Source organism: Photorhabdus kayaii, from assembly GCF_025384895.1.
GTDB lineage: Bacteria > Pseudomonadota > Gammaproteobacteria > Enterobacterales > Enterobacteriaceae > Photorhabdus > Photorhabdus kayaii.
Window position 1 is genome coordinate 1 of sequence record NZ_JAJAFZ010000047.1, and the last position, 12,761, is coordinate 12,761.

9 protein-coding genes are annotated in these 12,761 nt (G+C 43.9%); 3 read left to right on the top strand and 6 right to left on the bottom strand.

The features are described 5' to 3' along the window. Positions 1-21 precede the first annotated feature (21 nt). Together LGZ98_RS16225 and LGZ98_RS16230 are read right to left on the bottom strand one after the other, a co-directional pair. Positions 22-477: a hypothetical protein gene (locus LGZ98_RS16225; RefSeq protein WP_113025418.1), complete on the bottom strand. Its 456-nt coding sequence runs from the start codon at positions 475-477 to the stop codon at positions 22-24. A gap of 170 nt (positions 478-647) precedes the next feature. Continuing rightward, complete coding sequence (locus tag LGZ98_RS16230; protein WP_113040987.1) at positions 648-1,535, bottom strand: LysR family transcriptional regulator; 888 nt, start codon at positions 1,533-1,535, stop codon at positions 648-650. Positions 1,536-1,943: 408 nt separating this feature from the next. Between LGZ98_RS16230 and LGZ98_RS16235 the strand changes: the two genes are divergently transcribed. From LGZ98_RS16235 to LGZ98_RS16245, 3 genes are all read left to right on the top strand, one after another. After that, positions 1,944-4,694, top strand: coding sequence for an amino acid adenylation domain-containing protein (locus tag LGZ98_RS16235; RefSeq protein WP_113040988.1), 2,751 nt, complete (start codon positions 1,944-1,946; stop codon positions 4,692-4,694). Between the two features lie 45 nt (positions 4,695-4,739). Further along, positions 4,740-5,939 (top strand): MFS transporter, encoded by a 1,200-nt coding sequence (locus LGZ98_RS16240; RefSeq protein WP_011146865.1) that lies wholly within the window; start codon positions 4,740-4,742, stop codon positions 5,937-5,939. A 109-nt stretch (positions 5,940-6,048) separates the two neighbouring features. After that, entirely contained in the window at positions 6,049-7,848 is a 1,800-nt protein-coding gene (locus tag LGZ98_RS16245) for a formyltransferase family protein (RefSeq protein WP_262978289.1), read from the top strand. A gap of 84 nt (positions 7,849-7,932) precedes the next feature. Here the strand turns inward: LGZ98_RS16245 and LGZ98_RS16250 are convergent, their stop codons facing one another. Genes LGZ98_RS16250 through LGZ98_RS16265 form a run of 4 tightly spaced genes read right to left on the bottom strand, consistent with a single transcriptional unit; the run spans position 7,933 to position 12,624 of the window. Continuing rightward, complete coding sequence (locus LGZ98_RS16250) at positions 7,933-9,210, bottom strand: HlyD family secretion protein (protein WP_113040990.1); 1,278 nt, start codon at positions 9,208-9,210, stop codon at positions 7,933-7,935. Continuing rightward, positions 9,203-10,681, bottom strand: coding sequence for a TolC family protein (locus tag LGZ98_RS16255; protein WP_228902388.1), 1,479 nt, complete (start codon positions 10,679-10,681; stop codon positions 9,203-9,205). The genes LGZ98_RS16250 and LGZ98_RS16255 overlap by 8 nt, the downstream gene beginning before the upstream one ends. Beyond that, a complete protein-coding gene (locus LGZ98_RS16260; RefSeq protein ID WP_041380106.1) occupies positions 10,674-11,888 on the bottom strand; it encodes an ABC transporter permease in 1,215 nt (404 codons plus the stop codon). Before LGZ98_RS16260 ends, LGZ98_RS16255 begins: the two co-directional genes overlap by 8 nt. Beyond that, a complete protein-coding gene (locus LGZ98_RS16265; RefSeq protein WP_228902390.1) occupies positions 11,881-12,624 on the bottom strand; it encodes an ABC transporter ATP-binding protein in 744 nt (247 codons plus the stop codon). The genes LGZ98_RS16260 and LGZ98_RS16265 overlap by 8 nt, the downstream gene beginning before the upstream one ends. Between the last annotated feature and the right edge of the window lie 137 nt (positions 12,625-12,761).

The following is a 12,761-nucleotide window of genomic DNA, read 5'->3' on the forward strand; positions in this document are numbered from 1 at the left end:
AATAATCTGACTCACTGTTCACTACTTCATAGTAAATTCAACTGACCATGCGTAGGTCACATAATTAGTATAGGTGATGGTTGCATTACAAACAGCACCACCACTCGGCGTTGCTCCCTTATTCCACTTCGGAATTTTAATGCCATTAGAATATGCGTTCACAAAAGTGGTCATAAATTCGCAGGTTTTAAACCCTATCTTATATCGCACCATCGCATAGTTTACGTCAGGTGAAAGCGGGCTTTGAACCTGATAATTATCGACGCCCCCTGGCCCTACGCTTGAACTAGGTTTAGGTGTTGCATTTACGTATGTACCGGATTCATTGTTAGTAATCATGGTATAAACAGCATCCGCGCTGCCAGACGCACCAAGATGCTTAAATGTAACTGTTACAGGCGGGCCTGCATAAGCAATACCTGCGGCAGTTAGGGAAGTAGTTGCAAACAGGGCCAACAACGATTTACGCACTAACATGTTAGATACTCTCCTTATGTTGTTTAAGATGGCTTACTGCGTTTTAATACAACTTTCTCTTCTATCTTTTTCTTCTATAACGTTATTGGAGCGCACGATATATGCGCCAATCCCAAAAGTAAATTTTCACTTTACGTATCTATAATACTAGACCACTTTGCAGAACTTATTTAAAAAGGTAAGAGGTTCTCCGCCATAAAATCTACAAATACTCTGACCTTAGGGGATAAATGACGACTTGATGGCCAAAGTATACGAAAAATTGTGGAACTTTCGTTATATTTATCCAAAACAGTGACCAAAGAACCTTCTTTCAACTGTCGGTAAACAGCAATATTCGGTACACAAGCTATCCCAAGACCATGCTCGGCAAAACAGACTTGCGGTTCTAAACTATCCGTCACCATATTGCACGGTAAGTTAAGCTCAATTTTCTTACCATCACGATTCAAAGGCCATGCGTTTAATTTCCCATTTGTTGGAAAGCGATATAATAAGCACGGATGGCTAACAAGATCTTCGGGTTCTTCTGGAAAACCTGCGGCCGCAAAATAGGCAGGAGAGCCGACAATAACCTGACGGTAAGAACCTAGCATCCTAGACATTAATCTGGAATCACGTGGATCACCGGTTCGGAGTACAGCATCAAATCCCTCTTCAATAACATCCACTATTCGATCTGAGCAACTTATATCAAGTTTAATCTCTGGATAAAGGCGATTAAAAGCAGCAAATTTCGGCATAAACAGCATACCAACTGACGGTAGGCTAATCTTTAACTTTCCACTTGGCATTTTCTGCATCTGGGATAGTTCAGTTTCAGCAGCCTCAACCTCATCAAGGATTCGCTTGCACCGTTCAAAGAATAATGTCCCTTCAGGCGTTAATGTGACGGTTCGCGTAGATCGATGGAAAAGGCGTATTCCCAGACGCTCTTCTAACCGAACAATAGCCTTACTAACCGCCGACGAAGAGATGCCAAGTTGTTGACCTGCAACTGTGAAGCTACGGGCATCAGCAGCCCGAACGAACACGTTCAATGACCCCAAACTATCCATATTTCCCCCATTGCTGACAGATTGGTCATAAGTGTTTTGAACATCATCCTACTGTTCACTGGTCTATGGTAGCAAGTAGTATAGGCGTTAGGAGAAATTATCTTATATCTACATATTTATTAATAAAAAAACAGATAACTCAGGTTTGCTAAATACAAGAATCATCAAGTCGATAAAGATAATTTATCCCAAGTATTTAATAAATAAACGTCAGAGTGGAAAAAGAACAAACATGATAGTTAATAATATTGAATAGCCCCTTCTTAAAGGAAGGATTTATAAGACCAGGAAATGATTTTCCTAAGTTGGAATATTTTAATTTTATTCCACAGGAATATCAGCTAGTTAAAGAAGAAGCCAATACGCTCTCCTTTTGGCTTCTCTCCTTAAATAAAGGTATAAAATAAGATGCAATCAACTCTCCCAATAATAAAATGGCGCAATATATTAAAAACAGGACAGTATCGAAAATACGATATCTCCAGCGCTCAACCGGCAAATGAAAATTGGATAACGTTAAACAACATTAAGTTACCAGCGAGTTTTCAACGAAAAGAGTGCCTACCGGGATTACTCTTTTCACACGTCAGATCAACTCCCTGGGCTACAGCAGTCATTCACGGTGAAGAGCGACTCAGTTATTTGGAAATGGCAATTGGCAGTGTACATCTGGCCTGCTATCTGCAAAACCTGGGATGTTTAGCGGGTGATTGCGTCGGTATATTTGTTGAACCGTCGATTGAGCAGATGATCGGAGTTTGGGGAACTCTTTTTGCCGGTGGTGCATATCTGCCATTGTCTCATGATTATCCAGAGGAACGACTTCGTTACATGATCCACGATAGCAATCTGAAAATGATATTTACCCAAGAAAAATTAAAGGAAAAATTGGTCAGGTTGGTTGCAGAAAATATCCATATCGTGACTCTTGAAGACGTAGAGAAATCATTTGAATCCAGTGCCATTACCAACAACACCCTCCATGACTACCTTAGCCCGGATAACTTGGCTTATGTCATTTATACCTCTGGAAGTACAGGGAAACCGAAAGGTGTAATGATTGAGCACCGCAGTATCGTTAACCAAATGTGTTGGTTAAATGAAAAATGCGATTTAAATATTGAAAAAACAATTATTCAGAAAACGCCCATCAGCTTTGATGCTGCTCAATGGGAAATATTATCAGTCAGTTGTGGTAGTCGGGTTGTTATTAGCTCATCTGGAACACACAGGAATATTCCCCAACTCATTGACCTGATTATTCGCCACAATGTGACCACGTTACAGTGTGTTCCCACGCTATTACAAGCACTGATCGATAATCATCAATTCCGGGAATGCCACACCCTTCGGCAAATATTCATCGGAGCAGAGAGCCTATCAAGAAAACTCGCCACTCAATGTATCCATACACTACCAAACTGTCTACTGATTAATATGTATGGCCCGGCGGAATGTACAATTAATGCTTCAGTTTTCCTTGTTAATCACTACCCAATATCTGACGAAGTTAATTCAGTCCCTATTGGTAAGCCGGTATCCAATACGGAATTTTTTATTCTCGATCACCACTATCAGCTCGCCTCAGAATATGAAATTGGAGAGATTTATATTGCGGGCACTCAAGTCGCAAGAGGATATCTGAATCGTCAGGATCTCACAGAAAAGCACTTTCTTGAAATTGCAATACCACCAAATACGCAAAAAATCCGGCTTTATAGAACCGGAGACCTGGCTTATTGGGATAAAGAGGGTAATGCCCACTTTGCTGGTCGGAAAGATAATCAAATTAAAGTGAGAGGGATGCGGGTCGAATTAGAAGAAATAAAAAATGCAATAGAGGTTATCGATCAAGTGAAACACGCTGCAATTTTGGCAGAAAAAGACCCTCAACACCGTTCGACACGATTAACCGCCTGTATTGAATTAGCCGATGAAACAATACGCCAGCAAGCAAAGTATGACATTACTTCAATTCTGCGGAGTGAACTTAGCAAAACATTACCGGACTATATGTTACCTGACAGATTTTTGTTCCTGGATACCATGCCGCTAACTTCCAGTGGAAAAATCGATTTCGACACATTACAAGTACTGGTCAGCACAGTATCACACAGTCCACAGGTACTCCCAAGCACCTCGACAGAAACACAGATCGTAAAGATATGGGAAGAAGTGCTAACGCGAGAAAGCATATCTACCGAAGATGACTTCTTTGCTTTAGGTGGCAATTCTCTGATAGCCGTCCATCTGATACAACGTTTAAATGAAGAATTTGCGTTATCGCTACCTCTCCATACTCTATTTGAGGCCGCAACGGTTAAACAATTGGCAAAAATCGTTGAAGGTGAAGTAACCAGATTATCTTCACGATTGGCCTGTTTACAGGAAAAAGATGCTGGATTACCTGTCTTTTGCTGGCCAGGATTGGGTGGATACCCAATGAATTTACACCTGCTGGCTACACAGATCTGCACTGATCGATCATTTTATGGCATCCAAGCTTACGGAATTAATGAAGGAGAGGTTCCATACTCCACCATAGCCGAAATGGTGATTCAAGACATAACAGAAATCAAAAAATTACAACCTACTGGCCCATACACGCTATGGGGATATTCTTTTGGCTCTGTATTGGCTTTCGAAGCGGCTTACCAATTAGAACGAGCCGGAGAACATGTCGAAAAGGTGGTTCTAATCGCTCCAGGGCTCTCGAAGATAAAATATCACGTTAATTCCACGGGAACAGAAAACGGGTCTACTTACCAAAACAATGAGTTGATATCACTATTATTCTCTGTATTTGCGGGCACTTCTCACAGTTCAGCGTTGAATGAATGCCTGGCTAACGTTATCGATGAGCAAAGCTTTGTCTCTTTTGTTCATAAGCACTACCCAACTCTGGCCCCTACGTTAATTGTTCGAATTGCCAGGATAGTTATTCAAACCTACGGACAGAAATATTCAGCAACAGAACTGCAAGAACGAATAATCAAGGCGCCAATTACGGTGTTTAATGCACGTGACGATGCCGTTTCTTTTATCGAAGAAGCAACACCCTACCTAAAACATCCCCCAGAAAATATCAATCTTAACGTTGATCATTTCGAGGTACTTAAGGAATCAGGTGTTAACGAATTAGCTCGATTCTTGAGTTGATTGCTTCTGCAAACAACACAATGAAAATTATTTAAGGGGGGTTCCATGATTAAAGAAAAAACTGCCACTCATGCGGGCAGTACCAATTTTCCTTTCGTTGCTCTACTCGCGTTAGCAATGACGGGATTCCTTGCACTTCTCACAGAGACATTCCCGGCGGGCATTCTATCCCAAATAAGTGACAGCTTGGCCGTTTCTGAAGCATTAGCTGGTCAATTCGTTACACTCTACGCAATTGGCTCACTTGTCGCTGCGATTCCACTGACGACAGCAACACAAGGTTGGCGCCGTCGCCGATTACTCTTGATGGCACTTACGGGTTTGTTAGTCTTTAATACGCTCACCGCGTTAACGTCTAACTATATAGTGGCACTTGCGGCCAGACTTCTTTCAGGCATGGCAGGCGGCTTAATCTGGGGAATGTTGGTCGGCTATGCCCGACGGATGGTACCCGATCATTTAAAAGGACGTGCATTGGCTGTAGCCGGTGTCGGGGCACCACTGGCACTCTCTCTTGGCGTGCCATTAGGAACGTTCATTGGTGGAATTGTTGGCTGGCGTACAACTTTTGGTTTGATGTCTATTCTAACATTGGTCGTTATCGCATGGGTCATGTTGAAAGTCCCTGACTACCCAGGACGGACTGCCGAAAAACGTATACCGATCAAAAAAGTTATCATGATCCCAGGAGTACGACCGGTATTAAGCGTTCTTGTTTGTTGGGTACTGGCTCACAGTATTCTTTATACCTATGTATTGCCTTTTGTGACACAGGCGGGGCTTGCTACCAGGATTGATCTTGTGTTGTTAGCCTTTGGTGTGGCGTCGTTGCTTGGAATATGGATGACAGGGCTGTTAATTGACAAAATGTTACGTTCGTTGGTACTGATAAGTCTTGCCCTATTTACATTCGCCTCTCTCATACTTGGTGTTATCGGTACTCTTCCTGTCTTTGTTTTTCTTGCCGTGATCTTATGGGGGCTAACCTTCGGCGGTGCCGCTGCCCTACTTCAAACTGCATTGGCCGAATCTGCCGGGGAAGGTGCAGACGTTGCTCAGTCGATTCTTGTTACCTTATGGAATTTAGCCATTGCAGCCGGGGGCATTATTGGCGGGATATTACTTGAAACACTTGGTGCCAGCTCGTTCCCGTGGACCTTACTTGTTCTGTTAGTGCTAGCTTTGTTGATCGTCTGGAATTCAGGCAACTATGGCTTCCCTCATAAAGGAATCAAAGGTAAGTGAGCAATATCGGGGTTTGTCTGTGTTTAAATGCAGTTCAAGGCAACTAAGCCTATGAACTTTACTTACTCTCAAACAAATCCCTTCACTCAATAACGATAAAGGGGATAACATGCCCGGCGAATTCACATCTTCAACGCAAGAGAAAAAAAATAGCACTGATAACACACTAACCGATAACACACTAAAAGTTGAAAAGTGCAAAATTGTAAACCACTCCACTAGAAAAGCTCGATCTTGTGTCGTCATCGGTGGTACAACACTTGCGATACGTTGTACCCAACAACTTCAAGCGGCCGGATACATAATTGTGGCTATTTTTCCCACGGAATCTCTGTTTTTCGAATGGGCAACTTCTCAAAATATACACTGTGTTGAAGCACTAGAAGATCTCTTGACGCTCTCCAAAACTGAGTCAATATGCTGGCTTTTTTCCATAGTCAATCCAGTTATTCTCCCTACTCTATTAATCAATCAGTTCTCTCAAGGTGCTTTCAACTACCACGACGCCCCTCTACCACGCTATGCCGGCAGCCATGCCACTTCTTGGGCTATCCTTGCCGGTGAGTCTCAGTATGCTATTACCTGGCATTTAATCGGATCTATGGTCGATAGCGGCGATATTGTTGTGCAGCGTCATGTTGATATTAAAAATACCGACACCGCACTTTCACTGAATCTTAAATGTTATCAGGCTGCTGCCGAAGGATTTACCGAACTATTAAACAACCTAGAGAACGGTGATATACCCCGCCGACAACAAGATCCTGATAACCGCAATTTTTTCTCAAGACGTCGCCGGCCAGACGCTGCTGGCTGTCTATTGTGGAATAAAAAAGCTCAGGAATTGTCATCTTTGGTCAGATCTTTAACTTTCGGAGTTTACTATCCTAATCCACTCACATTACCTAAAGTTCTGCTGAGAGATCGCCTGGTATCGATAAGCACACTACAAGTGATGTATACACGTTCCGATCATAAACCAGGTACATTGTTGGGTATTAGCGAGGACCATTGGCTAATGACTACAAGTAGTGAAGATATACGTATTTCGTTTGTTAATAGCCGTGGCAACCCAATAAATGCACTCACCTTAGCCAATCAATGCAAACTTGACATTGGTGATCAACTCCCCACAATTGAAAGATCAAATATTAAGACGTTAACAGATATACATGAACAACTTACCGAACAAGAGCTATTTTGGCAAAAAAGACTAGAGCGTTTTTCAACACCAATGCTGCCTTTTAAATTGCGGGCAACGATAGATAAAATACCGGATTGGCATGTGTCTGAATGGAAAACAGTACTCAATCATAGTTCTTTTATTTCAACTGAGCTCGTTCAACATATTATATGCGCTTGGTTTATCTATTTGGCTCACACATCAAATGATACTCAATTTCAAGTCGGATGGGCGCAAGCAGGAGATGCTGTTCATTCTTCAAAATGGTCCTCCTTTTTCGCCATGATCGTCCCAATGGAGGTCCATATCAATTTACAACAACGTCTTACAGAGATTTTAAATTCAATATCGTCTGAACAGCAATTGCTTGAACAACATAGAGTTTATCCCCGCGATATGGTCTCCAGACAGCCAGTATTACGCGCAATCAATCTATTACATAACAACCGTCCGTGGCCGATTGGTATTTCTGTCATCTCTGGTTACAGTGAAGATCTAACGAACAAAAATGCCATACAGGAACATGCAATTGTCGGAGAAATAATGACATTACAGATTGATCAAAATAAAGGAAATTTCCGCTTCATATATAACAGCAAATTAGTTGCAGTAAATAATATTGAACATGTGGCATCTGATCTGGCGCTATTGTCGAATGTCATTGCAGACACGAAAAATTTAAATATGACTGCAAATGAACTTCCAATATACGCATTTTCACGGTGAGATATTGCACCAAAATTAGCAAAAACTGCCGTAAACCCTCGCTCAATGCGAGGGTGTCGCAAAAAATCAATGAGGTTGCGTCAGTTATTTCCGCGCAGGAACTTCAACATAGCCTGCCTCCAACCCGATCACCTCCACACCTTGAAGAACGGCATGCCCCGGTGTCACGACAATCTGCTGGGTTTGTGCGTTTAATTCACGGCGATAAGTGACGAAAGTTCGTCCATCAGGGCCGGTATGTAATGCCTCGGCTGGCAAGGCCAATCCACGTTCATTGCGATAGGTGACAATAGCCAGTTTCGCACTCATACTCAGCCGGATACGCTGCCGCTGTTCGGGAGTAAGAGGATCAATTGCCACTAATAGATCATAGGTTACACCCGCTCCCTGCATCTCCTTTGAACTCCCTTGTACACCAATTGTCTTAATTTGCCCCCGTAGAGATAGCCCGGCAAAACCATCCCCAGTGATCTCAACCGGCATTCCTTCATACACCTGATAAAGGTCAGCCTCTTCAATACGCGCTACCGCCTGGATTTGCTCCAAATTGATTACCCCTAACAGAGGTGTTCCCTGAGTGACACGTGTCCCCTTTTGAATAAATACCCCCTTATCTGATTCCGGTACCTGAGGGCGAATAACAATGCCATCAAAAGGAGAAACCAATTCACGTTGGGCTTGCTGGATCTGAAGCGCCTGATAACGCGATTGAGCATTAGCTAATTCCATATCAGCAATCTGGCGATTCTCCCCTGTGCCTTTATCGAGAGCAACACTCAGTTCCGCCTTAGCGGCGGCAAGATCGAGCTGTTGAACTCTGACCTGCTGCTCCAGTGTATCAACCTCCATACGGGGAACAATGCCACGCTCGAACAAAGCCCGGGTATCGGTTAGCTTACGTTCGGTATCGCTCAAACTTAACTGAGCATTCGTTAAAGCTCTACGTACCCTAGCGACATCCTGACTGTTCTCCCACCCCACCAAATCTTGTACGGTTTTTTGGGCTTTCAACAGTTCCGTGAGCGCCTGCCGCAACTGAATGTCCAATTGTGTCGTATCAAGGCTCAACAGGGGTTGCCCACGCTTAACGCGCTGGCCTTCAGTTACCATCACTTCAGCAATAACACCATCAAATGGCGCGGCAATCGTCAAACTGGTTGCCGCCTGAATACGGCCAACTAACCCAAGACGATTTTCGAGTCGTTGAGGTTCAACATGCACCCACCGTTGCGGTGATGATGTATCAATTGAAGAAGAAAACAAAACATAAGCAATGGTAGCCCCAATGACTAATGCAACAGCAAGTGTCACGAGCCAACGAGTCTTATATCTGAAACGGGCAAGTCCCCTGATCTTAGTCATTAAGTGCAATATCCCAACTCCCTAACGTAGTACCCAACGTTTCGTCCAACTCCGCTTGTGCATTTAAGTAAGTGATCAACGCATTGAGACGAACATTCTCTGCATTACGCAAATCGGTTTCAAAACTCAAGACTTGAAAGTTACTGGAGCGGCCCACCGTCAATTTTTCACGTTCAATCTCCAGCTTGCGCAGAGATAGATCCCTGGCACGCTGGGCGATCTCATATTGACGCCAACGCGTACCAATATCGCGTACCGCATTACCCACATTACGTTCTAGTGACTGTTTCGCCTCAGCAAGACGAATGTCCTGGTTCTGAACATCAACCCGCGCCCGCACTTCCGCCTGGCGCTGACTCAAATCGCCAATGGGTATCTCTACCTGAACACCGGCGTAATTTTCCCAATTACGAGAACGGTTTGATCCTGTTCGATCACGTACCTGACTAGCACCACCCACTAAAGAGACATCCCATAAACGTTCGTTACGGGCAACGGTCAGGTTAATTGCAGCCTGCTCCGCCGTAATCAATTGAGTGAGATACGATGGCTGTTGCTCTTGTGCCAAATGTTGCGCTTGGAGCAGGTTAATATCTACGCGCTTAGCTTCCAATCTGTCAGTAGCCTTTACCTGAGTTTGTAAGTCTAAGGCGAGCAATCGCAGCAATTCTAAACGACTGGTATCCAATTGATTAGCCGCTTCCTCCGCAGCCAGCTCCTGCATTGCAACATCAGCCTCCGTCTGGACAATCTCAAAAGCTGCCATTCTGCCTGCGGAAATCATAGCCTTGTTAACCTCCAGCAGTTGACGCGAACGTTCAAGAGCATCACGTGCGATTTGTAATTGTTCTTGAGCACGCAACAATCCACGATAAGCCATAATAACTTGCGTGATAGTCTGGGATACCGTCGCTTTTAGGTTCAAACGATTTGTTTGCTCCATCAATTGAGCAAGACGTACAGGTGCTGTGGCCACATCTTTGCCGGCACCACGCAACAAAGGCTGAATAACTGAGAATGAAACACCATCATTACGGCTACGACCTGCATTGTCTGCCCATGTCGTCCGATTCGTCCAAGATAGACTGAATCGAGTACCATATTCTCCAAGCAGCGTAGATGTGGGTGTAATCTCGCTCTGGCGATAGCGTTCGCTTTGATTACGAGCAGCAATATAACGGCTATTAATCAGTAATTTTGGCGTAAAACGATCTTCAGCAACGCGTAAATCGAATTTCTGTGCAATTCGATCCAGATAAGCACTGCGAATCGAACGATTATTTCGTAACCCTAAATAGATTGCATCGCTGAGTGTCAGACCAATAGTTTTCTGATTAAGCGAAATTGTATCCGTTGCAGGCATGGTTGCCTGTGATGGATTCAACGGCTCCGCTAACGCTGGTTTGACAGATGCAACTATTATCAAGGCAATGATGATGCCAATAGCACGTTGAAAAACTTGGCTAATCATCACGAAGTGCCTCTACAGGTTGTAATCTGGCAGCCGCTAATGCCGGATTGATACCGAAAAATAGACCAATCACTAATGAACTAGCAATACCCAGAGGCAAAGAGAATAGGGATAACGTAAATACCCAACCCGAAAATTTTACAAATAGGTATCCCGCCACTACCCCCAATAATGAACCAACCATTGCACCAGCAATTGCCAGAATGGCAGCCTCCAACATAAACAGTATACCAATATCCATAGGCCGAGCTCCCAAAGCCATACGAACACCAATTTCACGCCTACGTTCCGAAACATTCATCAGCATGACATTCATCACGCCCACACCTCCCACCAGCAACGAAATTCCCCCTAAGCCCGCGAGCAAATAGGAAAATGTTCTTGCCTGACGCGTCAATCCATCAAGCAATTGTTTCGGGATATCAACTTCAACCTGACGACCTTTTGATAATGAGACAAGATAGTCACGTAACGACACCGCGTCACTGTTTAGCGTTGTTGTGTCACGTGCTCTGGCAATAACGCTTCCAATTTCTGGCGCAGGCCGCAACCGCCGCATTGCTTCGATAGGCAGTATGACGGAATCATCAATAGAACCGGGGAGTAAAGGGTTCGGTCCCTGAACAGCGAGAATTCCTATCACTTCAAACAGATATTCCCCAATCTGCAATTGATTACCTATCCGAATAGGTTGATTAGCGACTTTTAATTGTTTGGCAATATTCGCTCCGAGCACGGCATAGGTCGTTTGGCGATCATAGTCCGATAGAAAACGCCCCTGCTCGATTTGTAAATCCAACACCGCAGCCAGATCAGAGGATGTACCGGTAATATTCGTATCGATCCCTTGTCCTTGAAAGCGTATACGGGTTGAGTGCAATGTGAGGGGCGCAGCATGTGTGATAGTCGGTATTGTACGAGTCAGCGCCTGAGTATCCAGCGTAGATGGCGCGGGTTTGACATCGGTACCTGGAGTAAAACTGAAATGAGCAACTAAAATATTGCTTCCCATACTTTTAAAAGTGCTGATAGCTTCATTAACAGCATTATGACCGATGTTTAAAAGTGCAATGACAGAAGCACACCCAACTGCAATACCAAGCAAAGCAAGCAAGGAGCGCCTTCCTAGCAGACGCAGACTACCCAGTGATTCACACAGGGCCTGCGCGAAGGAAAAACCGTAGCGACCAGAATTCACATTAAGCATCGAGGCTATCCAGCCACAGATCAGTTTCGGAAAGCCGCCCACCATTAACATAGAGGCAGCGCTGCATATTTTTGGCTATGGCTTCATCATGTGTAACCATGACGAGCGTAACGCCTTGCTCACGGTTCAATGACAGAAGAAGTGCCATAATATCACGTGCTGTAGCACTATCGAGATTGCCTGTCGGCTCATCTGCCAGAATCAAAGAAGGCTTACCAACCAAGGCTCTGGCAATGGCAACACGTTGCCGCTGTCCCCCGGAGAGATCAGCCGGACGATGGTAAATACGACCCGCCAGACCAACCAACTCAAGCTGGTATTTCGCTTCCTGCCGAGCTAGAGAACGAGAATATCCACGATATAACAATGGTAGCGCTACATTATCCAACGCCTGCATTCTGGGAAGTAAATTAAAACTCTGAAACACGAAACCAATTTCCTGATTTCTTATTCTCGCCCGTTCATTAGGAGTAACATTTGTTATATTAACGCCACTAAACTGAAAATATCCAGAAGAGGGTTGATCCAGTAAACCAAGAATATTGAGTAAAGTACTTTTACCCGAACCGGAAGCACCGACAATAGCACAACTTTGTCCGCGCATGATGGTGAATGATATTTCATCAAGTACTGGGTAATATTTTTTCCCCATACGATAAGATCGACAAATATTTTCCATGTAAATCAGGGCTTCCTGACATGGGGAAGTGGTGATTGTCATGTCTAATTTATTCATCGTTTTTAACATCCATTAAACGTATCGCTGACTCCACTTGATTGTTTAGCAGGTTTTATATCATGGGGAAATCCTGTTGTAAAAGATTACGGTCTAAGTGACTGGCAAAAGCATCGAATAGCAAAATATATTAGATT